Below are 26,222 nucleotides of genomic sequence, written 5' to 3'. Positions count from 1 at the left end.
GCGACAGGAGGGTAGTCCAGTGAGCCGCGACGTGCTGCTGAGCTGCCTCGGCCTGGAGGCCGGCTACGGCGCGAGCCAGGTGCTGTTCGGGCTCAACTTCGACATCCGCGCAGGCGAGGTCGTGACCCTGCTCGGGCGCAACGGCATGGGCAAGAGCACGACGATCCGCGCCGTGATCGGCGGGCTGCGCGCGCGCCGGGGCGAGATCCGCTTCGATGGTCGGGCGATCCAGGGCCTGTCCGCGGACGCGATCGCGCGCCTGGGCGTTGCGATCGTGCCCGAAGGTCGGCAGTGCTTTCCGAACCTGAGCGTGCGCGAGCACCTCGTCGCCTTCGCCGACAACCGCAGCGGCGTGCGCGAGCCGTGGACGCTGGAGCGGCTGTACGCGCTGTTTCCGCGCCTGAAGGAGCGCGCCGGCCACCTCGGCAACCAGCTCTCCGGCGGCGAGCAACAGATGTTGGCGATCGCGCGGGCGCTGTCGACGAACCCGCGCCTGCTGATCCTCGACGAGGCGACCGAAGGCCTCGCGCCGGTGATCCGCGAGGAGATCTGGCGCTGCCTCGACCGCCTGAAGGCGGAGGGGCAGACGACGCTGGTCGTGGACAAGTACGTCGAGCGGCTGGTGAGGCTCGCGGATCGTCACATCATCCTCGAACGCGGGCGGGTCGCGTGGACGGGGACGTCGGCGGAGCTGGATGCCGACCGGGGCGTGTGGCACCGGTATCTGGGAGTCTGATCGGCGCCCAACGAGAAGGCCGCGTTTGGTAAGCGCGCCGCCAGTCGAAGGGCCAGAAGCCGCCCGAACGCCGCGTGGCGGGATACGCTGCGCTGCTCCCGCCCTACGAGGGGCGCCGCATTTCGATACGCCCGTCGCAGGCACGGAAAGTAGGGCGGGAGGAGCCGCAGGCGGATCCCGCCGTGCGGCACCCGGGCAACCTCCACCCCTGGATTTGCGGGATGCGCTTCGCTCCTCCCGCCCTACGGTCCGGGGCTATCCGGCCAAGGCCGCCGCGTGATGCCGCAGGTGGTCCTCGATGAAGCTCGCGATGAAGTAATAGCTGTGGTCGTAGCCCGGCTGCGTGCGCAGCGTCAGGGGGTGGCCGGCGGCGCGGGCGGCGGCTTCGAGCGCTTCGGGCTTGAGCTGGGTCGCGAGGAAGTCGTCGCGGTCGCCCTGGTCGACGAGCAGGGGCAGGCGCTCCTTGGCGTCGGCGATCAGCACGCTCGCGTCCCATTCGCGCCAGCGCGCGCGCTCCTCGCCGAGATAGCGCGAGAAGGCCTTTTCGCCCCAGGGGCAGTTCATCGGGTTCGTGATCGGCGCGAAGGCGGACACCGAGCGGTAGCGGCCGGGATTGCGCAGCGCGCACACGAGCGCGCCGTGCCCGCCCATCGAGTGGCCGCTGATGCCGCGCGCGTCGGACACCGGGAAGCTGGCTTCGACGAGCGCCGGCAGCTCTTCGACGACGTAGTCGTGCATGCGGTAGTGGCGCGACCACGGGGCTTCCGTCGCGTTGAGGTAGAAACCTGCGCCGAGGCCGAAGTCCCACGCGCCGTCGGGGTCGCCCGGCACGTCGGCGCCGCGCGGGCTGGTGTCGGGCGCGACGATGACGAGGCCGAGCTCCGCGGCGACGCGCTGGGCGCCGGCCTTCTGCATAAAGTTCTCGTCGGTGCAGGTTAGGCCCGAGAGCCAGTACAGCACCGGCAGCGCACCACCCTGTTCGGCCTGCGGCGGCAGGTAGACCGCGAACGTCATGTCGCAGGCCAGCGTGCGCGAACGGTGGCGGTAGCGCTTGAGCCAGCCGCCGAAGCTCTTCTGGCAGGAGAGGTTTTCGAGGGTCATGGACGTGCCCTGCGCCGCGTCAGAAATGGATCACCGTGCGGATGCTCTTGCCCTCGTGCATCAGGTCGAAGGCTTCGTTGATCCGGTCGAGCGGCATGGTGTGCGTGATGAAGGTGTCGAGCGGGATTTCGCCCTTCTGCGCCTTCTGCACGTAGCTCGGCAGTTCCGTGCGGCCGCGCACGCCACCGAAGGCGCTGCCGCGCCACACGCGGCCGGTGACGAGCTGGAAGGGGCGGGTGCTGATTTCCTGGCCCGCGCCGGCCACGCCGATGATCGTCGATTCGCCCCAGCCCTTGTGGCAGCACTCGAGCGCCGCGCGCATCAGCTTGACGTTGCCGACGCACTCGAAGGAGTAGTCCACGCCGCCGTCGGTCATCGCGACGATCACGTCCTGGATGGGCTTGTCGTGCTCGGTCGGATTGACGAAGTCGGTCGCGCCGAGCTGCTTCGCAATCTCGAATTTGTCCGGGTTGATGTCGACGCCGATGATGCGCGAGGCCTTGGCCATCTTCGCGCCGATTATCGCAGCGAGGCCGATGCCGCCCAGGCCGAAGATCGCGACGGTCGCGCCTTCCTCGACCTTCGCGGTGTTGAGCACCGCGCCGATGCCGGTGGTGACGCCGCAGCCGAGCAGGCACACCTTCTCGAGCGGGGCATCCTTGGGGATCTTCGCCAGCGAGATCTCGGGCACGACCGTATATTCGGAGAAGGTCGAGGTGCCCATGTAGTGGTAGATCGGCTGGCCCTGGTAGGAGAAGCGCGTCGTGCAGTCGGGCATCAGGCCCTTGCCCTGGGTGGCGCGCACGGCCTGGCACAGGTTGGTCTTGCCCGACTTGCAGAACTTGCACTCGCGGCATTCGGCCGTGTACAGCGGGATCACGTGGTCGCCGACTTCCAGCGAAGTCACGCCTTCGCCGACCGCCTCGACGATGCCGCCGCCTTCATGCCCGAGGATCGCCGGGAAGATGCCTTCCGGGTCGTCGCCGGAGAGGGTGAAGGCGTCGGTGTGGCACACGCCGCTTGCGACGATGCGTACCAGCACCTCGCCCTTCTTCGGCGGTTCGACATCCACTTCGACGATCTGCAGGGGCTGCTTGGGGCCGAAGGCGACGGCGGCGCGCGACTTGATGGTCATGGCGAGGACTCTCTCTGTCAGGGTCAGGGGAATGCGGGGAGTCTAATTGATGCTTCAGGTCTGATAATCGAATTCTAGGCAATATACTGTTGCTTGTGAGCAATAATCCGGCAACACGATGCCGTTCGGGCTGAGTCCTTCGGCTGCGCTCAGGAGGCCTGTCGAAGCCCGGCTGAACCCGGCCCTTCGACAAGCTCAGGGCGAACGGCATCGGCTGTTTCGTCGTCTCGTTGTGCCGCGCCACTGCCGGGCTTACTAAACAGGAGAGTATCGAGGGTGAACCGTTGGGAAGGGCTGGACGAATTCCTCGCCGTGGCGGAGCACGCCAGCTTCTACCGTGCGGCGGAGCAGCTGCGCGTGTCGCCGTCGCACGTGAGCCGGCAGGTCGCGCGCCTGGAGGACCGGCTGCAGGCGCGGCTCTTCTACCGCACGACGCGGCGCGTGTCGCTCACCGAGGCGGGGCAGGTCTTCCTCGCGCGCTGCCAGCGCCTCGTCGAGGAGCGCGACGAGGCCTTCCTCGCGATCAGCGACCTGCAGAGCGCGCCGGCGGGCCTGCTGCGCATGAGCGCGGCGGTGGCCTATGGCGAGCGCTTCATCGTGCCGCTGGTGAATGAGTTCATGGCGCAGCATCCGCAGCTGAAGGTCGAGATCGAGCTGACGAATCGCAACGTCGACCTCGTGCATGAGGGCTTCGACCTCGCGATCCGGCTCGGGCGCCTGAGCGATTCCAGCCTCGTCGCGACGCGCATCGCGCCGCGCACGATGTACCTGTGCGCGGCGCCGTCCTACCTCGAACGCTATGGGCGGCCGCATACGCTGTCGGAGCTCGGGCGCCACAACTGCCTGCTCGGCACGAGCGACACGTGGATGTTCCAGCTCGACGGGCGCGAGTATCCGTTCAGGCCCAGCGGAAACTGGCGCTGCAACAGCGGTTACGCGGTGCTGGATGCGGCCTTGCGCGGTTTCGGTCTGTGCCAGCTGCCCGACTACTACGTGCTGGGGCCGTTCCAGCGCGGCGCACTGGTGCCGCTGCTGGACGCGAACCGGCCACCGAATACCGCCGTGTGGGCGGTGTCGCCGCAGCGCCGCCATCCGCTGCCGAAGGTGCGGCTGCTGGTCGAGGCGCTGAAGGGTGGGCTGGCGAAGTGCCCGGAGTATGCGGGTGTGCTCGCCTGATCAGAGTGTCGCATCCGGCTCGCCGCAGCGCTCGAGGATATCCCGACGGGCGGCATCGCGCAGCGCCAGCGCGGCGTTCCAGTCCTTGCCCTGCGGCAGGAGGGGGCGGCCGATCGTTACGCTGACGGAGCCGCGGCGCGGCCGCCAGGTCTCGTCGGGGAGCACCGCGCGCGTGCCGCGGATCGTGACCGGCACCACCGGCAGATCGGCCTCGCACGCGGCGAGGAAGGCGCCGAGGCGGAACTCCTGCAGGCCGGGTCTGCGTACGAACGTGCCTTCGGGGAAGTAGAACAGCGCCGAACCCAGCCGTGCGCGTTCGGCGAGCCGCCTGGCGGCGTCCGCGCTGTCCTGCACGGCGAAGCGTTCGATGAATTCGGTGCCCAGTCCCTGCAGAAAGCGGCGGGCGATGGCGTTGTCGAGCAGTTCGCGCTTGGCGACGAAGACGAAGGGGCGGGGCAGCGCAGCGGCGGCGATCAGGCCGTCAAGGTAGCTCGCGTGGTTCGCGACGACGATGCAGGGCGCGGACGCGGGCAGGTTTTCCCGTCCGCTGACGTCGATGCGGATGCCGATCAGGGTCGCGAGCAGCCGGGCGGCGTGGCGTCCGATCTGCCAGCCGAGCGCCGGGCGGTTCAGCGTCGCCACCGCAATCCATGTCGGCACCGCGAGCAGCACGAGTGCGGTCCATGCCCAGACCGCCCACAGCGTGGCGAGGGCACGGCGCAGCCCCTGCACGGCCTTACGCGTCGCGGCGGTCACGGCGAGGTGCAGCACCTGTACCCGGACGCTGTGCTGGCGGCCGAGCACGCCGCTCTGGTACAGCTCGCGCGTCGCGGCACGCCGGATCTTGCCGCTGGAGGTCTTCAGCACGCTGTGCGGCGGCGCGAGCACGACCTCGTCGAGCGGGACGCCCAGCAGGTCCACGGCGAGATTGCCGACATCGTGTTCGAGCCGGCGGCGTTCGGCATCGTCGGTCGTCCGTGTCTCGACGACTGCGACGAGGCGTTCACTTGCCGTCGCGGGATTGGCGACCCCGAACACGGCGACGCAGCCGCGGCGCACGCCGGCCATTTCGCCGATCGCGTCTTCCAGCTCGTAGGGGTAGAGGTTGCGTCCGCCACGGATGATCATGTCCTTGACACGACCGGTCACGAAGAGCTCGCCCTCGGCAAGGTAGCCGAGGTCGCCGGTGTCGAGCCACTTGCCGTGAATCAGCTTGCGTGTCTCTTCCGGATTGTTCAGGTAGCCGGCGGTCGCGGACGGGCCGCGGAATTCGATGCGGCCGACGCGGCGGTCGGGGAGTTCGTCGCCGTTCGGGCCGACGATGCGCAGCTCGTGGTCGGGCAGCGGGCGACCGCAGCCGACGAAACGGATCGCGCTCGCGTCCTCGGCGGCGGCGTGGCGCGCCTCGGTACGGAAGAAGGCTTCGCGCACGACGCGGTCGATGCGCGGACCGCGTCCGGGCGGCGGCACGGCGAGGCCGACCGCGTTCTCCGCGAGGCCGTAGGCGGGGGTCATGGTTTCGCGATGCAGGCCCCAGGGGGCGAGGCGTGCGGCGAAGTGTTCCAGCGTGTCCGGATTCACCGGCTCGGCGCCGTTCGCGGCGATGCGCCAGCGCGAGAGGTCCAGCCCGGCCAGTTCCTGTTCCTCGACGTGCTTGAGGACCAGTTCGTAGGCGAAGTTCGGCGCAGCCGAGAGCGTGCCGCGGTAGCGGTGCAGGGCGCGCAGCCAGCGCACGGGCCGCGACAGGAAGTCCAGCGGCGACATCAGCACGAGGGGGCAGCCGTTGTACAGGCTGCCGAGCCACGCGGCGATCAGGCCCATGTCGTGATAGAGGGGCAGCCAGCTCACCGTGACGTCCGCCGCGGTGATGGCGACGCTGCGGCTCCACGCGCGGATGTTGGCGAGCACGTTCGCGTGCGTGAGCATCACGCCCTTGGGGTTGCCGGTGCTGCCGGACGTGTATTGCAGCAGCGCGAGCTCGTCCGGCCGTGGTGTGGCGATCGTGGGCGCGGCTGTGCTTGCGGCGAGCTCGCGCGCGGTGACACTGTGACGCAGGCTTCCCGACGGCGTGGAGATCAGTCGGGCGACCGGCTGCACCTGTTCGTCGGTGATCAGCACCGGCGCGTGGCAGCTTTCGAGGATGCCGGACTGGCGGCGCAGGTGGTCCTCGAGCTGCGAGGGGCGCGTGGGCGGGTACATCGGCACCGGTACGCCGCCCGCGAGCAGCGCGCCGAAGAAGCTGGTGAAGAATTCGAGCGAGGTCGGCAGCATGATCGCCACAGCGTCGCCCGCCGCGAGCCCGCGCTGCCGCAGGCCCGCGGCGATGCGCTGCGCGCCTTGCAGCAGCTCGCGGTGCGTGAGGGTGCCGACCTCGGCGTCGTCGTGCAGCAGGCGGATGTGCACGTGTTCCGGCGAACGTTCGGCGTGCCACAGCAGGACGTCGACGAGCGTGGATGCGCCGGCAGGCGCCTCGATGTGTTCGGTGTCCGCCGTGTCCGCCGTGTCGGCGAGCTCGGGCGCGGACGAGCTCGCCTCCGGTCGCGCGGCGCGCAGCGCGGCGAAGAGCTGGCGCGGGGTTTCCGCCGCGGCGAGCGTGCCTTCGGGCAGGCGCGTGTGCGCGGCGCGCTCGATGCGCGCGAGCAGCTCGACCCGCGCAAGGCTGTCGAGCCCGAGGTCGCGTTCGAGGTGGCTGTCGAGTCCGGCTTCCGGTGGATTGCCGGGGCGCAGCTCGCCGACGAGCGTGCGCACGATGCCGAGCACCTCGGCCGCGTCGATTGCCGGACGGCTTGGATTCATGATGAGGTTCCGACCGCGAGGCCCGCCGCGGCGCGTACGGGTCGGGTCATTCCCCCTTTTTAGCTCCTGGTGGCGATGCCTGCCGTGACCGCGTCGCTCGCGGGCAGGGCCCGCACGGTACGGCAGTCGGTTGCGCGGATCTGCTGCAGCATGTAGTCGGCGGTCAGTGCGGGCAGCATCGCGCGCAGGTAGCGCGCCAGGTTGAGCATCTGGCGGTTGTCGAGTTCGGTGTCGCAGTTGGTGCGGCCGAAATCCTCGTCGGGCGGGATCTGCGTGAAGCCGAGCCGCGCATTGGGGGCGATCTCGCGCCGGGTGCCGGCGGCAAAGACGAGCAGGCACAGGGTGTGGCAGGTGCTGCCGGAGGCGATGCGGGTGTCGTAGCCGCGGTTGCGCAGCATCGAGCCGACGGTGATCGCCGCGCCCACGCTGCCGTCGGAGAGATCGAGGACCACGGTCTTGCCCCGGCACGAACGCTTCGCGAGCGCGTCGCTGGCCAGCCGCAGCGAGGATACGGCGTCCGGCGTGAGCGCGCCGCGCAGCGTGAGTTCGCAGTCGGCGCCGCGTTGCGCGCTCGCGACCTCGCCGCCCTTGTAGGCGAAACGTTCCGCCTTGGCCTCGGCCTGGGGCGCTACCGTCGGGGCGACGCCGCAGGCCGCAACGAGCAGGGCGGTCGCGGTGGAGGCGAGGAGCTGCCAGAGGAAGCGGGTGCGCATCGGGTCATTCTCCTGATGAGGTATGGCAAGCCGTTTGGCGGCCGCGGGCGGCATCTGCCACCGATATTGGCGCAGTGCGAACGTGCTGCCCTGCAGCTTACTAAAATATCATGGCAGGAGGCGCCCGCCTGGCGCGTGGCGCAGGGCAATCGCGAGAGCTGATGGGTTTGGTTTTTGTGGGAGCGGCTTCAGCCGCGAATCGGCGGTATCGCACGCATCGCGGCCGATTCGCGGCTGAAGCCGCTCCCACGGGAACATCGCTCCGTGCTGGGCCGGCGAACGATCGGGAGGGCGGCGGAATGGCGTGGCAGACCTTCGAACACGAGGCGGACGTCGGCGTGCGTGGGACGGGCGCGACGCTCGCCGAAGCCTTCGCCGGCGCAGCGACGGCGATGACGGCGGTGATCTGCGATCCGGCCGCCGTCGCGTCGCGCGAACCGGTCGGGATCGCCTGCGCGGCGCCCGATCCCGAACTCTTGCTGGTCGACTGGCTCAATGCGCTGGTGTTCGAGATGGCTACGCGCCGCATGTTGTTCTCGCGCTTCGCGCTGACAGTCGAAGCGGATGCGGGCGGCTGCCGCCTCGCGGCGACGGCCTGGGGCGAGGCGATCGAGGTGGGGCGCCACCAGCCGGCGGCGGAGGTGAAGGGCGCATCGTTCTGCGAGCTCCGGGTCGAACGCGGGGCCGACGGCATGTGGTGTGCGCAATGTGTGGTTGACGTCTGAGCCATGCCGGCCGGTTTTGGCTATGCTGAAAATGACAGGCGCTCGCAGCGCGGTTCCGGTCGCTGCAAGGGCGGGAGACAGACGATGGAACTCCGCAAATTCCGGCAACGCGGCCCGTTCGAATGGGAGATGCCCTCGACGGGGCGCATGCGCGTACCCGGCGTGATCTTCGCGTCGCGCGAGCTGATGGAGGCGATGGACGAGAAGGTCGCCGAACAGGTCGCGAACGTCGCCAGCCTGCCGGGCATCGTCACAGCCTCCTACGCGATGCCCGACGCGCACTGGGGCTACGGCTTCCCGATCGGCGGTGTCGCGGCCTTCGATGCGGACGAGGGCGGCGTGGTGTCGGCGGGGGGCGTCGGCTTCGACATCTCCTGCGGCGTGCGCACGCTGCACACCGGGCTCAAGCAGGCCGACATCGAGGCGCACAAGAAGCGCCTCGCCGACGTGCTGTACGCGCGCATCCCTGCAGGGGTCGGCAGCACCGGCGCGCTGCGCCTGTCCGGCCCGGAGACCGACGCGATGCTCAAGGGCGGCGCGCGCTGGGCAGTGAAGGAGGGATACGGCAGCGAGGCCGACCTCGCGCACATCGAGGAGTCCGGTTGTGTGGCCGGCGCCGATCCGCGTGCGGTATCGGACATGGCGAAGAAGCGCCAGCGCGACGAGATGGGCACGCTCGGGTCCGGCAACCACTACCTGGAGGTGCAGCTTGTCGACGAGGTGTTCGATGCCGCGGCTGCGCAGGCCTACGGGCTGGCGAAGGGCGATGTCGTCGTGAGCATACACTGCGGTTCGCGCGGTCTCGGCCACCAGATCGGCACCGACTACCTGCGCGAGATGGTGATTGCGGCGCCGGCCGCGGGCATCGCCCTGCCGGACCGTGAACTTGCCTGTGCGCCCCTGAAATCGGCCCTCGGCCAGCGCTACCTCGGCGCAATGCGCGCGGGGATCAACTGCGCGCTGGCGAACCGCCAGATCCTCACGCAGCTCGCGCGCGAGGCCTTCGCCGAAGTCTTCCCGCATGTGCGCCTGCCGCTCTTGTACGACGTGTCGCACAACACCTGCAAGGAGGAAACCCACCGCGTCGGTGATGAGCGGCGGCGCCTGTTCGTGCATCGCAAGGGCGCAACGCGCGCCTTCGGCCCCGGTCATGCGGAGTTGCCGCGCGAATACCGCGAGGCCGGCCAACCGGTGCTGATCGGCGGCAGCATGGGCACGGCGTCGTGGATCCTCGCCGGCGCCGCCGGCACCGAGGAGCGCGCCTTCGGCTCCGCCTGCCACGGCGCGGGCCGCGCGATGAGCCGTAACGAGGCGCTGCGCCGCTGGCACGGCCGCAATGTCGTCGATGAGCTTGCCGCGCGCGGCATCCTGATCCGCAGCCCGAGCTTTCGCGGCGTTGCCGAGGAGGCGCCGCTCGCCTACAAGGACGTCGGCGCGGTCGTCGATGCGGCCCACCGTGCGGGGCTTGCGGTGAAGGTTGCGCGGCTCTTGCCGCTCGTCTGCATCAAGGGCTGAAAAATACATCCGCATTGAACGGAGGAGGGAGTGATGGAACGGACGTCGATCATCAGCAAGGCGCCATCAGAACTTCGGACGCGGCCGAACCTCGTCGACTACGAGGCGACGCGGCGTGCCTTCACGTGGGACCTCGCGCGCGAGGCGCTCGCGGGCCTGCCGGGCGGGGCGCTCAACATCGCCTACGAAACGGTGGTGCGCCACGCGGGCGGACCGTTGCGCGACCACCTGGCGTTCCGCTTCCTCGGTCAGGACGGAGCCGTGCACGACCTGAGCTACGGCGACCTCGCGGTGCTCACGGCGCGCTTCGCCAACGTGCTGCGCGGGCTCGATGTCGTGCGCGGCGAGCGCGTGTTCGTACTCACCGGCCGCATTCCCGAACTCTACGCCGCGGTGCTCGGCGGCCTGCGCGCAGGCTGCGCGGTGTCGCCGCTGTTCTCGGCCTTCGGCCCCGAGCCGATCGCGACGCGCCTGAACATCGGCCAGGGCGCGGTGCTCGTGACGACCGAGTCGCTGTATGAACGCAAGGTCGCGAAGATCCGCGGCGAGCTGACGACGCTGCGCCACGTGCTGCTCGTGTCCGACGACGGAACCCCCACCGACGTGCCCGGCACGCACGACCTCGGCCGCCTGATGGGCGCGGCCTCGGACGACTTCCCGACCGTGCCGACGCGGCCCGACGAGCTTGCGCTGCTGCACTTCACGAGCGGCACGACGGGCACGCCGAAGGGCGCGATGCACGTGCATGGCGCGGTCGCGACGCACTGGGCGACCGGGCTCTATGCGCTCGACCTGCATCCCGACGACGTGTTCTGGTGCACGGCCGATCCGGGCTGGGTCACCGGCACCTCCTACGGCATCATCGCGCCGCTGCTGCATGGGGTGACCTCGATCGTCGATGAGGGCGATTTCGACGCGGAGCGCTGGTACCGCATCCTGCACGAGCAGAAAGTCAGCGTCTGGTACACCGCGCCGACCGCGATCCGCATGCTGATGAAGGCGGGGCCGGAGCTCGCGCAGCGCTTCGAATTCCCCAAGCTGCGCTTCGTCGCGAGCGTCGGCGAGCCGCTCAATCCCGAGGCCGTGTGGTGGGGCCAGGAGGTGCTGGGGCTGCCGATCCACGACAACTGGTGGCAGACGGAGACGGGCGGGATCATGATCGCCAACGTGCCGGCGCTGGACATCAAACCCGGCTCGATGGGCCGTCCGCTGCCGGGAGTGGAGGCTGCGATCGTGCGCGAGGGCAAGGATGGCCTCGTCGAGGTTGTCGAGGAGCCCGACGTCGAGGGCGAACTTGCGCTGCTGCGCGGCTGGCCGGCGATGCTGCGCGGCTACCTGAACAACGAGGAGCGCTACCGCAAGTGTTTCTCGGGCGTGTGGTACCTCACCGGCGACCTCGCGCGGCGCGACGCCGACGGCTACTTCTGGTTCGTCGGGCGCAAGGACGACGTGATCAAGTCCGCCGGCCACCTGATCGGCCCCTTCGAGGTCGAGAGCGCGCTGATGGAGCACCCGGCGGTCGCTGAAGCCGGCGTGATCGGCAAGCCCGACGAGATGGTCGGCGAGATCGTGAAGGCCTTCGTGTCGCTGAAGAAGGGCTACGAGCCGAGCGACGCGCTGCGCATGGAACTCCTCGCACACGCGCGCAGGAAGCTCGGCGCCGCGGTCGCGCCGAAGGAGATCGACTTCGCCACGACCCTGCCGCGCACGCGCAGCGGCAAGATCATGCGCCGGCTGCTGAAGGCGCGCGAGCTGGGTCTGCCGGAAGGGGATACCTCGACGCTGGAGGCCGGCGCATGAACGCCACCCGACACAAGGCGCAGGCCGGGACCGCGCCGTCCGCGCGGCCGTTCGCGCATCGACTGCTTGCCGACATGCTGCGCATCCGCCGCATGGAGGAAAAGTGCGCGGAGCTCTACGGCGCGCAGAAGATCCGCGGCTTCCTGCACCTCTACATCGGCGAGGAGGCCTGCGCGACCGGCGCGATGCACGCCCTCGACGCGGACGACAACGTCGTCGCGACCTATCGCGAGCACGGCCATGCGCTGCTGCGCGGTGTGCCGATGGACGCGATCATGGCCGAGATGTTCGGCAAGGCGGCCGGTTGCTCGCGCGGGCGCGGCGGCTCGATGCACCTCTTCGACACCGCGCGGCGCTTCTACGGTGGCAATGCGATCGTCGGCGGCGGCCTGCCACTTGCGGTCGGGCTCGCGCTGGCGGACCGCATGCAGGGCATCCGCCGCGTGACGGCGTGCTTCTTCGGCGAGGGGGCGGTCGCCGAGGGCGCGTTCCACGAAGGCATGAACCTCGCCGCGCTGTGGCGGCTGCCGGTGCTCTTCCTGTGCGAGAACAACCTGTACGCGATGGGCACCGCGCTCGATCGCTCCGAATCGCAGACCGAGCTGTGCGTGAAGGCGGCGAGCTACAAGGTGCCGACGCTCAAGGTCGACGGCATGGACGTGCTGGCGGTGCATGAGGCAACGCGCCGCGCCGCGCAGCAGGTTCGCGAGGAGGGCGGCCCCTTCTTCGTCGAATTCCGCACCTTCCGCTTCCGCGCGCACTCGATGTTCGACCCCGAGCTGTACCGCGACAAGGCCGAGGTCGAGGAATGGAAGAAGCGCGGGCCGATCCACAGCTTCTCCGCGCAGCTGAAGGCGGCGGGCGAGCTGAGCGAGGACGGTTTCCTCGAACTCGACGCCGAAGCCGAGGCGGAGGTCGCCGCCGCTGTCGCGTTCGCCGAGGCCGCAGCGTGGGAGCCGGTCGAGGACCTGCTGCGCGACGTCACGACACCGGGAGGGCGGTCATGAGGATCAGCTACCGCGAGGCGATGCGCCAGGCGCTGCGCGACGCGCTCACGAGCGATCCGCGCGTGTTCCTCATGGGCGAGGACGTGGGTCGTTACGGTGGCACCTACGCGGTGTCGAAAGGCTTCTACGACGAGTTCGGCCCTGAGCGTATCCGCGACACGCCGCTCTCGGAACTGGGCTTCGTCGGCGCCGGCATCGGTGCGGCGCTGGGCGGCATGCGGCCGATCGTCGAGGTCATGACGGTGAATTTCAGCCTGCTCGCGCTCGACCAGATCGTGAACAGCGCCGCGCTGCTGCGCCACATGTCGGGCGGGCAGGTGTCGGTGCCGCTCGTGATCCGCATGGCCACCGGCGCCGGGCGCCAGCTCGCGGCCCAGCACTCGCACAGCCTGGAGAACTGGTACGCCCACATCCCCGGCATCCGCGTGCTCGCCCCGGCGACGATCGCCGACGCCCGCGGCATGCTCGCGCCGGCGCTCGCGGACCCCGACCCGGTCGTGATCTTCGAGCACGCCCAGCTCTACAACATGGAAGACGAGCTGCCAGATGACTCAAATGAGGAGCCAAATGAGGACTGGCGGTGCGACATCGAGCGCGCGGCGATCCGCCGTCCCGGCAGTCAGGTGAGCGTCATCACCTATGGAGGCAGCCTGCCCAAGGCGCTGGAGGCCGCCGCCGAACTCGCGCGCGACGGCATCGACGTCGAGGTCGTCGACCTGCGCGTGCTGCGTCCGCTGGATACCGAGACCATCGCCGAATCGGTGAGCCGCACGCACCGCGCGCTGATCGTTGACGAGGGCTGGCGCAGCGGCAGCCTCGCCGCGGAGGTGATGGCGCGCATCGTCGAGCACTGCTTCTACGACCTCGATGCGCCGCCGGTGCGCGTATGCAGCGAGGAGGTTCCGATCCCCTACGCCAAGCACATGGAAGAGGCCGCGCTGCCGCAGCCGGCGAAGATCGTCGCGGCGGTCAGGGAGATGCTGAATGTTTGACTTCACGCTGCCCTCGCTGGGCGCCGACATGGACGAGGGCAAGCTCATCGAGTGGAAGGTGAAACCCGGTGACACGGTGCGCAAGGGCCAGGTGGTCGCGATCGTCGACACCTCGAAGGCGGCGGTCGACGTGGAGATCTGGCAGGACGGCGTCGTGCATGAATTGCTGATCGAGCCGGGCGAGCGCATTCCGGTTGGCACGGTGCTGGCGACCCTGCTCGAACCCGGCGAAAAGGCGCCGTCGAAGGGGGCGGCGTCGAAGGGGGTACGGGCCGGCGCGACGGAGGCGAGGCATGCCGCCGGGGCCGGTGCGGCAGTGGGGGAAAGACGGCCTCCCTCCGCGGCGGCCGTTCCCGCAGAAACCGCCCGTCTGCGCATCTCGCCGGCGGCGCGCAAGCGGGCCGAGGCGCTCGGCGTCGCCATCGTGCAGCTCACGGGGAGTGGGCCGGGCGGAGCCGTGACGCTTGCGGATGTAGATGCGGCGGCGCAGGCCGGCGTGCGGAAGGCCGTCGAGGCCGCGCCGGCCGTGCGTCCCGAGGTCGACAAGAACACCGAGATGCGGCGCGCGATCGCCGCGGCGATGAGCCGCTCGAAGCGCGAGATTCCGCACTATTACCTGTACGAGACGATCCCGATGGCGCGTGCGCAGCGCTGGCTCGCGCAGGCGAACGAAGGCCGGCCGATCACCGAACGGTTGCTGATGGCGGTGTTGCAGCTTAAGGCCGTTGCGGCGGCGCTCGCGCAGTATCCCGAGATGAACGGCTTCTTCCGCGACGGCCGCTTCGAGCCGGTGCAGGCCGCGCACATCGGCGTCGCGATCTCACTGCGTCAGGGCGGGCTGATCGCGCCGGCGCTGCACGATGTCGGCAGCAAGCCGCTCGACCAGCTGATGCACGAGCTCGCCGATCTCGTGAAGCGCACGCGCGCCGGCTCGCTGCGCAGCTCGGAGATGTCGGACCCGACGATCACCGTGACCAACCTCGGCGAGCAGGGCGTCGAAGCGGTGATGGGCGTGATCTACCCGCCGCAGGTCGCGCTGGTCGGCTTCGGCCGCATCATGGAGCGGCCGTGGGTCGAGGACGGCGCGCTGGTCGCGCTGCCGACCGTCGTCGCGAGCCTCGCGGCCGACCACCGGGTGTCGGACGGGCATCGTGGCGCGCTGTTTCTTGCCGAACTGCGCGAGCGTCTGCAGCGACCGGAGGAGCTGTGACGGTTCCGTAGGGCGGGAGGAGCCGAAGGCGTATCCCGCCGTGCGGCCCGAGGGCCGCTTGGAACGGAGGGATCGGCGGGATGCGCTGCGCTCCTCCCGCCCTACGGGAGCGTGTAATTGTCCGGCGTCCCGCTAAAGGAAAAGGGAGAACGCAATGACCGAAAAATACCCGGAGCTGCGCGCGAACGTGATCGCGATCCTGCGTGGCATCGCGCCCGAGGTCGAGGCGGACGAGTTGCGCGACGATCGCCCGCTGCGCCAGCAGGTCGACCTCGATTCGATGGACTGGCTCAACTTCCTGATCGGGATCAGCGATCAGCTGAAGGTGAGCATCCCCGAGGCGGACTACGGCCGCCTCGTGACGCTGGGGAACCTGCTCGACTATCTGCGCGCGAAGCTCGGCTAGTGGCGGCAGGGGTCACACCGCCCCCGCACCGCCAGGCGTTCAGGCGCCCGGCTGCTGCATGATCACCACCTGCGCCGGCATCGGCGCCGGGAAGCCGGCTGCCGCAAGGGTCTCGCGGATGACGCGGTTGCCGTCGAAGTACACCTGCCAGTAGTGGTCGTTGTGGCAGAAGGGGCGCACGGCGAGCACCGGGCCGACGAGGTTGAATTCGAGGATGTCGACCTCCGGTGCAGGCTCGGCGAGGACGTTCGGCACGGCGAGGAGCTTTTCGCGCAGCAGTTGCATCGCGGTGAGGTGGTCCGCGCTGCCGGCGAGCTGGCATTTGAGCTCGACGCGGCGATAGGGGTTGGCGGTGAAGTTCTGGATCGTGTCGCCGAACACTTTTCCATTGCCAACCAGGGTCATGACATTGTCGGGGGTGTTGATCGCCGTGGCGAACAGGCCGATCTCCTTCACGGTGCCGGTGACGCCGGCCGCGCTGATGAAGTCGCCGACCTTGAACGGGCGCAGCACCACGACGAAGATGCCCGCGGCGAGGTTGCCGAGCAGTCCGCCCCAGGCCGCGCCGATTGCGACGCCGATACCGGCGACCAGGGCGGCGAAGGTGGTGGTCTGCACGCCGAAGTAGCCGAGGATGGCGACGACCAGGATGATGTTCAGGGTCACCGAGAGAAAGCTGCCGACGTAGCGCATCAGCGTCGGGTCCACCTTCTGGCGTTCCATCGCCTGCTGCAGCAGGCGTCCGGCGAGGCCGATCAGCCAGCGGCCGACGATCCAGAAGATGATCGCCGCGACGACCTTCAGACCGATGTCGGTGGCGTAGGTCGCGGCGAGCTGGCCGTACGTGTCCATCTGTTCCATGGCAATGCTCCGGGTCGGGTGACGGGAAGTGGGGACGGCACCTCGAATTCACGAGATGTCGTGTGCGTCATGCAACAAGACTAGACCGGAAATATTGCAAATGCACGGTCAAACGTCATGGGACGTATGCATGGCCGTCCGTGCGTAGCCGTGAATGCGGGCGGGAGAGCGTGAGGTGTGCAGACATGACGCCGGCCCGAGCCGGGCGATGGCTCACCCGGGACGGGCCGGCGTTGCGGGGGGAAGTCTTCGTGGGGGGAAGTCTTCGCGGGTAATACCTTACTGCACCGCGATCTCGATCCTGCGCGGCTGCGCGTGTTCGGCCTTGGGGATGCGCAGCTTCAGCGCGCCCTGGTTGAATTCGGCCGAGACCTTGTTCGCGTCCAGTTCCTTCGACAGCGTGAACATGCGGCGATAGCGTGGCAGGCTCACTTCGGCGTGCGACGATTCCATGCCCTCGGGCGCCGTGAGGCTGATCTCGCCCTCGATCGTCAGCGTGTCGCCTTCGACCTGCAGGTTCAGCTTGTCCTTCGGCACGCCCGGCAGGTCGGCATACAGGGTGATCCCGCCCGCATCCTCGATGACGTCAACGGGCGGCAGCAGCGCCATGTCGCTGGCCGGGGCTTCGGGTTTGCGGGTGACGTTGGTGTGGTCGCTCATGTCCGGTTCCTCCTCATTCGATGCTGATGCGGCGCGGCTGGGCAGCCTGGCGGCGCTGGACGCTGATGTGCAGTACGCCATCGCGGTATTTCGCACTCACGGCGTTGGGGTCGGCGTCGTCCGGGAGGGTCACGACGCGGCGGAAGCGGCCCGCGAAGCGTTCGTCGATATGCACAGTGGCATTGGCTTCCCTGGGCGGCAGTACGCTGGCACGTTCGCCTGCGATCGTCAGCACGCCCTTTTCGAGCTGCACGTCGATGGTGGCCGGGTCGATGCCGGGCGCGAAGGCGTAGATCTCGACGGAATGCGGCGTGTTGCCGACGTTCATCGCCGGAAAACCGCCGCGCGCGAGACCGCGGATGCTGGGAGAGAACTCGTACGCCTGCTGCATCTCGCGCTGCATGCGGTCCAGTTCGGACAGCAGGTCGCGGGGAAACACGGATCGGTAGAACATCATCATCCTCCTTCGGTCAGGGACGGGCGTCCGCTCGCAACACCCATGCTTCCGGATATAGAGGCGGCCGCCCGGACTTCAAGTCCACGCGTCGATCGTCGGCGCCGAAGGAGGAGGGGGAGCCGCAGCGCGGCTCCGCGGGGCTGGTCAGGCGTAGTTGCCGAGCGTCTCGACCGATCCGTCGAGTGCCATCAGCAGTGTCTCGACCTGCAGGCCGGGGTGCTTGTCCTTGATGGCGGCGGCGAGGCGATCCAGATGGTCGCGATGCACGTCGGCTTCGCGCAGGGGATCCGGCGCCAGGTCCTCGCCGAGGATCGCCTTGTAGGCGCCGCAGTCGCGATGGTCCATGACCACGACCTTCTTCACGTCATGGAGCTGGATCGCGACGGCGAGGTGATCCCAGAAGGTGCGGTTCCAGGCCGGATACTTGTCGGTCAGTGCGCCGAGCGAGGCGCCGGCGAGCACGATGTGGTCGTACTTGTGCGTGAGGCCGCGGCCCGCCATGTATTGCTCGACGCTGTCCATGAGGCGGAAGTCCATGCAGGTGAGCAGCAGGATGTCGGTATGGCCCCCGGCCCGTGCGGGGCGGTTCTGTGCGAGCGTGCCGAGCAGGGCGACGCCGGCGGCGAGCGTGGCGCGCGTGAGGAAATTGCGACGGGCGCCGGAGTGATCTTCGCCCGCGGCGTGCCTGCAGTTGCAGTGGTCGTGAGTGTCCATTGTTCGATGTTCTTTTGATGGAGTTCGGATGGAGGCGGACGGAATGTTATACCTCGGCGCATTCTCGAGTTATGCATTAACCATATTTAATGTGCGCTGGGGAATATCGCCAATTCATTGACGCAAAAGGCTTGTTTCAGGTGATTGGCAAATCACGGAACGTGTCTCGTGGGGCGATGGCGAGGGCGAGGCCGTCGCACGCCCTCCCGTAGGGCGGGAGGAGCGCAGCGCATCCCGCCACCGCGGCGCACGGTGAACCTCGGCGGCTGCGAGGTCACGCAAGCGCGAATCCCGCCGATCGCCCGGCCGGCTGCAGCGGGCGACGATCGGCTTACGAGGGTTTGGCGCGACGCGAGCGCGCGCGCGTGCGCGGCGCGCCGGCGGCCGTGGTTGGCGCTGTCGGCGGAGGCGTCACGGCCGGCAGCAGGAGCCCGGGGCAATCCTGCTGGCCGAGGCTGCGCGCCAGTTCCCCCAGCACGCGGGCGTGCATCGCATCGCCGGGGTGGCCGCGCAGGGCGGCCAGGCGAGCGAGCAGGCAGATCTGCTTCACGACGGAGTCGAACTTGCGCGCGCTGCGCGGCACGCTGTCGATCGCCTCTTCATAGATGCGGACGAGTGCCGGCCCGTCGTCGGCATTCACGCCTGCGAGCAGCCGCGCTGCGAGTTCGGCGTCGGCCGGCTTCACCGCATCGAAGAAGTCGCCGCTGTGCGAGAACAGCGCGCGCGCAGCCTGCGCACACATGGCCGCCTGATCCATGCCGCGCTTGCGCGCGGCGGCGTCGTCGGCTTCGAGGAGCAGCCAGTCGAGCTGCAGCCGGTTGATCATCAGGTAGGGATCGAAACCCGCATCGCCCGGCGTGCCTTCGGCGCCGAAGTAGGCCTCGCGGGCCCGCGCGAGCAGCGCGCGTACGGTCGGCCAGTCGCCGCCCTTCGCCGCGAGCACGGCCGCTTCGCGCTTGAGGGCGCTGCCAAGCAGGGCGCAGCGTTCGGCGTTGGGTGGCAGGATCGTGCCGGCAGGCATGGGTTTCGCCAAGGCGATGAGGTTCTCGAGGCGCGCGACGGCCGATTCGATCAGGGCGGCGTCGCCCTGCGCCTCGCCCATGCGTGCCTCGAGGTTGGCGAGCTGTTCGACGACGCGCACGGGCACGCGGCCGCTGCGGTCCTCGCCGGCGAGCGCGATGCGATAGGCGGCACAGGCGCGTTCGAAGCCTTCGCTGCCGAGTTCCGCATAGATCGCACCGATGGCGGCCTGCACTTCGGGCAGATCCTTCCACGCCGCCGGGACGTGCGCGAGGATGGCCGCGATGTGGCGTGCGACTTCGGCCACGCCGCGTGCGCGGTGCGACAGGTCGACGCGCACGCGGGCGAGGGCGTCGGCGAGGTCGACCGGCGAGACGATGTTGGTGGGGACGCGCGCCGTGCCGTCGTCGGCGGGGGCTTCCAGCATGTAGTGCGGATCGCCGTAAGCCTGGTAGGCGCCCCAGGTGTTGTACTGCGGGAACTGCTCCCAGGCGCTCTTGCGGGCGGCGAAGACGGCCTGGCCGAACGGTTTGCCGTCACGCACGAAGCTCTCGAAGAAGCTCGTCGCGAAGAGGCGGGCGGCCTCGTCATTCACCTGCCAGCCGGCCGCGACGACGCAGCGCACGCCGATCTCGATCAGTTCGCATGCGATGCTGTAGGCGAGGCGGTTCGCCGTCTCGGGCGCCGCCGTCATCGCGCCGAGGTGGCAGCAGTTGAGGAACACGAGTTCGGGCACGACTTCGAGCTGCGACACCTCGGCGGCGGTGAGCAGCATGCCGTCGGACAGGACGACCCCGGTGCGCTGCGTGCCGTCGCGCGCCGTGGCCTCGAACACGCCGTGGGCGGCGACGACGAGCACCTTGCACGGCTGGCGGAAGAGGCGTGCGAACACGTCGAGCGCCTCGAGGCCTTCGCCGTAGCTGAGCTCGTAGCCGCATTCTCCGAGCAGGTCGCGGATCGCCGCGCCTTCGGCGGCCGCACCGGGCAGGTCGGGCAGATGGTCGTCCGGTGGTGCGGGCAGCGTTCGCGACGGATCGCCGAACTGGGCGTAATAGCCGTGGGTGGAGGGGTTGGCGATCACGCACGCGAGCTTGCGCGTGATGCTGAGCGGGTTGCGGCGGAAGCGCCCGGAGGCGAACTGGCGCACGATCGCCGTGTTGAGCGCCATCGGCTGCTCGTCGGCCTGCAGCATCTCCCAGGGCAGGTTCGCGGTGTAGCCGTCGACGACCAGGACGAGTTGTTCCGCCTCGCGCGCTGCGGCCTTGAAGTCCAGCGGCACCATCAGCTGGAACAGCGTGCGCGACAGGTCGGCGTTGTAGTGATCCTGGGTGATCGCGTTGCGCACCAGCGCCTCGATGAGGCCGGGCTGGCGCTGGTGCAGGACGCTTTCGGCGCGTGCGCGTTCGGACAGGAAGACGTATTTCAGGCGTGCGGCGATCGCGCGACTGCCGCCCGCCGCAGCCTGCCCACTGCCGTCCGCGGGGCCGTCATCCGCGGTGACGAGCATGCGCGGCCAGTAGCCGAAGGGCGCGAACACCGACAGGCGCGGCCGGGCGCCTTCGCCCTCGTTGAGCTGTTCGGCGACCTCGATGCGCGACTCCAGGCGGCGCAGGTCGCCGGCCATGCGCTCGGGGAGCTGGCGCACCGCGCGTGCGGCGCTGATCGCGGTGTCCATGAAGAGTTCGATCAGTTCGAGACGTGCCACCCGCAGCCGCGTCAGCGGCATCGCATCGGCGAACTGGTGGTTGGCGGCGAGCACGCCGCGCACGATGGATTCGATGGAGTCGTCGACGCTGATGTGGGCGGTGGAGTTGTAGCCGATCAGCAGGCTCGCGAGCGTGAGCTCGCTCGCCCCTTCGTCCTCGCCGTGGCCCTCGGTGCCCTGGCGGTCGTGCGAGTGGAGCAGGTAGCGCAGGACGCCGGCACGCACGGTCTCGACGATGTCGGCGGCGGACAGCTCGCCGAAGCGCCCGAGGCCGACGATCACGGCGCCGCGCCCGGTACCGCGCAGGCGGTCTTCCCTGTTGCGCGCCTGCAGCACGATGGCCGCCGAGCCGATATCGCCCGCATACACGCCGAGCCGCTCGCGCTGGCGCAGGGCGCCGTCGACCAGCGCGTCGTTGATCGCGGCCTCGGCGCCGGCGATCCCGTCGCCCTGGTAGTGGCCGCACAGGATGGGCTGGCGTGCGAAGCGCAGGTCCATCGCGCTGACGGACACCTGCAGGGGATGGATCGCGGCGACGGGACGACGCCGTCGCGGCCGCGTGCCGACGAGGCTGCAGGCGAGTTCCTCCTCGGTCGGCAGCACGGGTGGCGGGGCGTCGTAAGTCGCGGTCGGGGCAGCGGCGCCGCGCGTCGCGGGCAGACGCCCGAGGCGGCTCGTGGTGCCGGTCTGCAGCAGGTCCGCGACGGCGGGGAAGTATTCCTCGGTGCCGGTCAGCGCGCCGTGGTCGACGGGCATGTACCAGTATTGTTCAGCGGGCAGGTTCGCGAGCCGGCCGGATGCCCAGCTCACCGAGCCGTCGCCCTGCGGGGTGCCGATCAGCTTGATCTGGCCGCCTTCGAGCGTGGTGCCGCAGGGGGTGTTCTCGGCCTGGCCGAAGACGTAGCTCACGCGTTCAACGGGTTGCGGCGCATCGTTCGTTGCGAGGGGCCCCTCCCAGAGTCCGCGCGCGGCCGCGAGCGTGGCGCTGCTGGGTTGTCCGCCGATGCCGTCGCCGAACCAGCGGTCGCGGTTGGCCTTGGCGGCGGCCGGCCAGATGGGGGCGCGCAGCCAGTCGTCGTGCAGCGTCGGCCCCGTGTCGATGAAGCCGGGGCGCGGCAGCAGCTGCATCGCGCCGGGGAAACCCGCGACGATGTCGAGCACGCCCTGCATGCCGTGTCCGAGGTCCATGCGCGCGAGCTGGCGCATCGTGCCGGACTTGCCCAGCAGGGTCTCGACCATCAGGTGCGAGCCATTGTTGGGCGTGCCCAGCATCACCAGTCGACCGCCAGGGCGGCGCACGACTTCCGCCCACAGGTCGGGGCGCTGCGCGATCATCGTGCGGGTCACGAGGCCGCCCATGCTGTGCGCGAGCAGGCGCACGGGCTGGTTGGGGTGCGTCTCGAGCGCCTGTTCCAGCGTGCGGGCGAGCCGCTCGGCGGCGCCGCCCGCGGCATGGATGGGCTTGCGCCAGTCGTAGGGAAAACGGATCACCCAGTGCGTCGCCTCGAGGTGCTCGGCAAGGTCGCCGTAGAACATGTCGAACAGCGCTTCCTCGCGCACGTCGGCGCGGTCCATCGCAACCTTCGCGAGGCCGCCGGTCGCGAGGTCGAGGAAGTCGAACCACACGCGGTCGCCGTCGCCCGCATTGCGTCCTTCCTTGCGCAGCTCGAGGTGCGACCCCATGATGCCCGGCAGGAAGATCACCACCGGGCGACTGTCGGGACGCGGCGTCTCGCGCAATGCCGCGCGGCTGGCGGCGCGATCGCGCGCCTCGGCGGCGCCGGGTTCGCGACGGCGGGCGATGGCACTGAACGTGGGCAGGGCCGCCGGGTCGTTGCTCGTGAGCCAGTCGCGCAGCGCGCCGCGGGTGTGACGGTTGGCGAAGTAGCTGAAGTGATTGACCGACGCGCCCTGGTCGAAGAGGTAGCGCGCCTCGTTGCGCATCGCGAGGCCCGCGTACATCGAGTCGGTGTCGACGACGAGGTCGTTGTCGTGGCGGTCGAACAGCATCCAGTCGGTGAACATCACGCCGAGGCGTTTCAGGATGCTGGTCTCCTGGATGTCGCCGCTGATGACGGCCATCGCGATGCCCTGCTTGCGCTGCGCGTTGGCGAGCAGCCCCCCCATCGGGGCGTCGGTGAGCATCGCCTCGATGCCGGGCACCAGGCGCGCATCGACACGCTTGTCGGCAATCTCCAGCACGACGCGCTTGAATGCGGACAGCACCGCGCCGCCGGCCGGCCCGGTCACGGCGCCGACGAGCCGGGTGGTGAGGCTCAGGAGTCCGGACAGGAACAGATCGAGGTTGTCGGAGAGCAGCGTCGTGCCGCGCGCCGGGCAGGCGACGCGCACGTAGCGTTCGATGCGGAAGTTCTTGTCCGCGAGCTCCTGGCGCAGCGTGCGCAGCGTGTCCTGCTCGCGCGCGGTGAGCAGGTCGCGCAGGCGCTTTTCGCGCTCGGATTCGCTCGCGTTGGGCGGTGGGGCGTGGCGATAGGCGGCGATGGCGTCGTCGCTCAGGCCCGCGAGGCACAGCAGGTCGCCGACGAGGCCGCCGCGCGAATGCGTGACGACGGACAGGCGGGCGCCGGCGGGTAGCGTGCGGGCGAGTTGCAGCGCGTTGTCGATCGGGCTTTCCGAGAAGGTGCGATGCTCGAAGCCGAAGATGCGTTCGCCGAAGCGGCGGGCGAGCGGTTCCCAGTCGGCGGCGGCGCTGCCGGCGCGCAGATCCTTGAAGCTCCCCAGCGTGTGCGAGGCGGTGCCGTGGATGAAGAGCAGCGTCGGCGCGTCGCCGATCGCGGCGAGGCGCGGGTCGTTGGCGGCGCAGCGGTCCGAACTCCCGAGGCCGTCGCCGTCGCGCCACTGGTAGAGCCCCGGTTCGCCCGCGAGGCGGCTCTCGATCGCCCACATCAGCGCCTTGGTCCCCAGCCACGACGCGCCGGCGGAGGCGAGATCCTCCGCGCGCTCGCCCAGCCAGTCCTGCAGCCATTCCAGCGCCTTGTCGCGCGCGGCGTCGGCGATCGCGTCGTGCCCCAGCGTGAGCACCGATACGCCCGACCACAGCCAGTCGGGAATGCCGCGCGCGGCCGCGCCCGGGTCGCGCAGGGCGGCAAAATCGATTGAGCCGTCGGCGCGCACGGCGTCGGGGCGCACCCGTGCGAGGTCTTCCCTGAGCTTGTCGGCGCGGATGAAGACGGTAGTGCCGTCGCCCGTTTCCAGCGCGAGGAGGCTGTCCTCGCGCAGGCGTGCGTCGGTCGCGGCGGCCGCGTCGCGGCCCGGCGCGCTCAGCGCATAGCTGGCCTGCACCGCGACGACGCCGTCGAGGAAGGGATCGGGGGCCGCAGTGTCGGCCGCGCGCGTGCCGGCCTTCAGGGCTGCGGGCAGGGCGTCGGCTTCGCGCGCGGTGCCCGGCAGGTGGAAGACGAGCTCGCTCGGTTTGCGGGGTGCCGGCATCCGGGCCTCCTGCAGCAGTGGGGAAGGACGCGCCGGCCGTCGAGGGGCCGGCGCGGGGCGTTACGCGAAGACCTTGAAGCGGCGCGCGCTGCGGGTGCCGAAGATCTGCGGATCCTGCGGCAGGCGCGTGGACGGCAGGTAGTTGCGGATTTCCTTGAACCACTGCTCGTAGGTCGCCGTCGCAGGCAGGTTCTTCAGCGTCTTCAGCGCATAGAAGGTGAAGGCGCCATTGGGGCGGCCGTTGAAGCTCGTGTCCCAGCTGAACTGGGTGTCGAGGCAGCCCGCGAGCAGCAGATCGCCGCCGGCGCGCGTGAAGCCGCCGGACAGCCGCGTCGGGCGCACCGTGTCCGCGGGCAGGGCGTCGCGCTTCATCCATACGGCCGGGGGCAGGAAGCGGGCGCGCGGCATGCCAGGGTCGAGATCGCTCTCGTCGCCGCGCGTGACGGTGCCGGAATGGCAGCTGTCGGAGATCAGCACGATGCGCACGCCGCCGGCACGCCGGCTGAAGAGGTCGTGCAGTTCGTCGTCGAGCAGCACGTTGCCGCTGTCGATGTCCCACGGGCACAAGGCTTCGTCGCGGGCATCGGGCTCGTCGCCGTCGGTGTCGGGCAGCCAGGTGCCGTGGCCGGAATAGGTGAGCACGATCGTGTCGCCCTTCAGCGCGCCCGTGACGAGGGTGTCGATGGCCTGCACCATCGCCGCCTTGGTCGCCGCGGAATCGAGCAGCTTGTTCACCGTGAAGCCGCGTTCGGTGAGGGCGGCCGCCCAGTCGCTGGCGTCATTGACGCAGCCGGAGAGGTCGCTGTCGGTGCCGGGGTAGTTGTTGATGCCGATGCAGAGTGCGCGCCTTGCCATGAGATTCTCCTTCGGATGTGGAGCATCCCCGCCTCCCGCGGCGGCCCCTGTCGCCCGCATGCCGGGGCGATGCGGGCGGAATCGGGCGCAACCTTGCTGTCGGGGTGTGTGGGCTGCAGCTCCCGGAACGGGGCGGCGCCGCGCATTTATTCTGTTTAATTATCTGTGTAGAGCCCGCTTACCCCTTTGTCAAACCTCGACCTTGTCAAAGCGTAACGTCATCGAACGAGCACAGGCGCGCGACCTGCGCGATGTCCGCGACGCCGGTCGCGGGCAGGCCGTTCTTCGCCTGCCAGGCCTTTATGCAGCGTGCGCTGGTCTGGCCGAAGAGGCCGTCGGCCTTGATGTCGACGCCGCGCAGCGACAGACCCAGCTGCAGGCGGCGCACGTCGAGCCCGCGCATGATCGGCGAGCCGACCGCAAGCGGGCGCGAACCCGGGGCGGGGCCGTCGAAGCAGCCCGGCGGCAGGGCGGCCAGCGTCGCAGGCGAGATCTCGGCGTTGCGCACGACCAGCGGCAGCTCGAGGTTCCAGTAGCCCTGGTCGATCAGGCGCTGGAAGGCATCCATCCGATACACGGTGGGGCGCAGGTCGGCGCGCGCGTGACCGCCGAGCCAGGCGCGCCGCGTCGCCACGTAGCCGGCGACCCACTTCCGTTCGCCTGCGGCGGCGACGCTGCCATGCGCGGCATTGCAGCGGTCGCGCATCGCCTTCCACGCGCCATGCACGAAGCTGTCATACACCACGGCGCAGCCGAGCGGCGAGGCGATGCCTTCGCGGGCGGCCGCGCGCATCGCCGGCTGCCAGTAGTGCTCGTCGAAGAAGGCGTCCTGCACGTCGCGCATCACCGCGTCGTCGGCGCCGGCGCGCAGGATGTTGTGCAGCGCGCCGTCGCTGTCCAGCGCAAGGTCGACGGCATCGAAGCGCGGCAGGTAGCGCTCGAGCAGCGGGGCGAATTCGGCGCCGGGCGCCGTGCAGTACTGGCGCAGCAGCTTGGCGAGGTTGCCCGAGCCGAGCGTCGTCTGCGAGCGACCGTAGGTGAGGTGGCCGGTGTCGCCGCGGATGATCGTGACCATGCCGTAGTCCCCCAGCACCTGGCCGGTCTCGAAAAGATTGACGATGCTCTCGGCGGTCTTCTTCTGCGTGGCTGTCAGCATGGACTCGACTCCTGTCGTCGGGGAAACTCGCG

General features: G+C 69.8%; 20 protein-coding genes. 9 read left to right on the top strand and 11 right to left on the bottom strand.

From position 1 onward, the window contains the following. Positions 1-19: 19 nt before the first annotated feature. Entirely contained in the window at positions 20-736 is a 717-nt protein-coding gene (locus tag U5817_RS17110; protein ID WP_407278175.1) for an ABC transporter ATP-binding protein, read from the top strand. Between the two features lie 255 nt (positions 737-991). Here U5817_RS17110 and fghA read toward each other — a convergent pair whose 3' ends face one another. Together fghA and U5817_RS17100 are read right to left on the bottom strand one after the other, a co-directional pair. Next, a complete protein-coding gene (fghA, locus tag U5817_RS17105; RefSeq protein WP_407278174.1) occupies positions 992-1,837 on the bottom strand; it encodes an S-formylglutathione hydrolase in 846 nt (281 codons plus the stop codon). Between the two features lie 19 nt (positions 1,838-1,856). Then, positions 1,857-2,972, bottom strand: coding sequence for an S-(hydroxymethyl)glutathione dehydrogenase/class III alcohol dehydrogenase (locus tag U5817_RS17100; RefSeq protein ID WP_407278173.1), 1,116 nt, complete (start codon positions 2,970-2,972; stop codon positions 1,857-1,859). Positions 2,973-3,248: 276 nt separating this feature from the next. Here U5817_RS17100 and U5817_RS17095 point away from each other — a divergent pair, with 276 nt between their 5' ends. After that, positions 3,249-4,148 carry a LysR family transcriptional regulator gene (locus U5817_RS17095; RefSeq protein ID WP_407278172.1) on the top strand — a complete coding sequence of 300 codons (900 nt, stop codon included), beginning with the start codon at positions 3,249-3,251 and terminating at the stop codon, positions 4,146-4,148. Here U5817_RS17095 and U5817_RS17090 read toward each other — a convergent pair whose 3' ends face one another. Beyond that, positions 4,149-6,944 (bottom strand): AMP-binding protein, encoded by a 2,796-nt coding sequence (locus tag U5817_RS17090; protein WP_407278171.1) that lies wholly within the window; start codon positions 6,942-6,944, stop codon positions 4,149-4,151. Positions 6,945-7,003: 59 nt separating this feature from the next. Beyond that, the gene (locus tag U5817_RS17085) at positions 7,004-7,657 is read right to left on the bottom strand and encodes a hypothetical protein (protein WP_407278170.1); all 654 of its coding nucleotides are present in this window, start codon (positions 7,655-7,657) and stop codon (positions 7,004-7,006) included. 299 nt (positions 7,658-7,956) lie between these two features. Between U5817_RS17085 and U5817_RS17080 the strand changes: the two genes are divergently transcribed. The 7 genes from U5817_RS17080 (at position 7,957) to U5817_RS17050 (ending at position 15,312) form a co-directional block, all read left to right on the top strand. Beyond that, positions 7,957-8,382: an archease gene (locus U5817_RS17080; protein ID WP_407278169.1), complete on the top strand. Its 426-nt coding sequence runs from the start codon at positions 7,957-7,959 to the stop codon at positions 8,380-8,382. 84 nt (positions 8,383-8,466) lie between these two features. Beyond that, a complete protein-coding gene (locus tag U5817_RS17075; RefSeq protein ID WP_407278168.1) occupies positions 8,467-9,897 on the top strand; it encodes an RtcB family protein in 1,431 nt (476 codons plus the stop codon). A gap of 33 nt (positions 9,898-9,930) precedes the next feature. Beyond that, positions 9,931-11,697, top strand: a complete 1,767-nt coding sequence (gene acsA / locus U5817_RS17070) for an acetate--CoA ligase (RefSeq protein WP_169131789.1) — start codon at positions 9,931-9,933, stop codon at positions 11,695-11,697. Beyond that, positions 11,694-12,704 carry a pyruvate dehydrogenase (acetyl-transferring) E1 component subunit alpha gene (gene pdhA / locus U5817_RS17065; protein WP_407278167.1) on the top strand — a complete coding sequence of 337 codons (1,011 nt, stop codon included), beginning with the start codon at positions 11,694-11,696 and terminating at the stop codon, positions 12,702-12,704. The genes acsA and pdhA overlap by 4 nt, the downstream gene beginning before the upstream one ends. Further along, positions 12,701-13,696: an alpha-ketoacid dehydrogenase subunit beta gene (locus U5817_RS17060; RefSeq protein ID WP_407278166.1), complete on the top strand. Its 996-nt coding sequence runs from the start codon at positions 12,701-12,703 to the stop codon at positions 13,694-13,696. The genes pdhA and U5817_RS17060 overlap by 4 nt, the downstream gene beginning before the upstream one ends. After that, positions 13,689-14,906, top strand: coding sequence for a dihydrolipoamide acetyltransferase family protein (locus U5817_RS17055; RefSeq protein WP_407278165.1), 1,218 nt, complete (start codon positions 13,689-13,691; stop codon positions 14,904-14,906). Before U5817_RS17060 ends, U5817_RS17055 begins: the two co-directional genes overlap by 8 nt. A gap of 154 nt (positions 14,907-15,060) precedes the next feature. After that, positions 15,061-15,312: an acyl carrier protein gene (locus U5817_RS17050; protein ID WP_407278164.1), complete on the top strand. Its 252-nt coding sequence runs from the start codon at positions 15,061-15,063 to the stop codon at positions 15,310-15,312. Between the two features lie 39 nt (positions 15,313-15,351). On the opposite strand, the gene U5817_RS17045 is transcribed toward U5817_RS17050, so the two are convergent. The 7 genes from U5817_RS17045 to U5817_RS17015 form a co-directional block, all read right to left on the bottom strand. After that, positions 15,352-16,173 (bottom strand): mechanosensitive ion channel family protein, encoded by an 822-nt coding sequence (locus U5817_RS17045; protein ID WP_407278163.1) that lies wholly within the window; start codon positions 16,171-16,173, stop codon positions 15,352-15,354. A gap of 279 nt (positions 16,174-16,452) precedes the next feature. After that, positions 16,453-16,833, bottom strand: a complete 381-nt coding sequence (locus U5817_RS17040) for an Hsp20/alpha crystallin family protein (RefSeq protein ID WP_407278162.1) — start codon at positions 16,831-16,833, stop codon at positions 16,453-16,455. A 13-nt stretch (positions 16,834-16,846) separates the two neighbouring features. Then, complete coding sequence (locus U5817_RS17035; protein ID WP_407278161.1) at positions 16,847-17,287, bottom strand: Hsp20/alpha crystallin family protein; 441 nt, start codon at positions 17,285-17,287, stop codon at positions 16,847-16,849. A 147-nt stretch (positions 17,288-17,434) separates the two neighbouring features. Further along, complete coding sequence (locus tag U5817_RS17030) at positions 17,435-18,004, bottom strand: carbonic anhydrase (RefSeq protein WP_169131805.1); 570 nt, start codon at positions 18,002-18,004, stop codon at positions 17,435-17,437. 331 nt (positions 18,005-18,335) lie between these two features. Continuing rightward, positions 18,336-24,179: a CHAT domain-containing protein gene (locus tag U5817_RS17025; protein WP_407278160.1), complete on the bottom strand. Its 5,844-nt coding sequence runs from the start codon at positions 24,177-24,179 to the stop codon at positions 18,336-18,338. Positions 24,180-24,239: 60 nt separating this feature from the next. Then, complete coding sequence (locus U5817_RS17020) at positions 24,240-25,034, bottom strand: caspase domain-containing protein (RefSeq protein WP_407278159.1); 795 nt, start codon at positions 25,032-25,034, stop codon at positions 24,240-24,242. Between the two features lie 205 nt (positions 25,035-25,239). Beyond that, positions 25,240-26,190, bottom strand: coding sequence for a chitosanase (locus U5817_RS17015; RefSeq protein WP_407278158.1), 951 nt, complete (start codon positions 26,188-26,190; stop codon positions 25,240-25,242). Positions 26,191-26,222: the final 32 nt, after the last annotated feature.

It is taken from the genome of Aromatoleum evansii (assembly GCF_045689615.1).
GTDB lineage: Bacteria > Pseudomonadota > Gammaproteobacteria > Burkholderiales > Rhodocyclaceae > Aromatoleum > Aromatoleum evansii.
The sequence above is the reverse complement of the archived record's forward strand: the minus strand, read 5'-3'. Positions and strand labels throughout refer to the sequence as shown.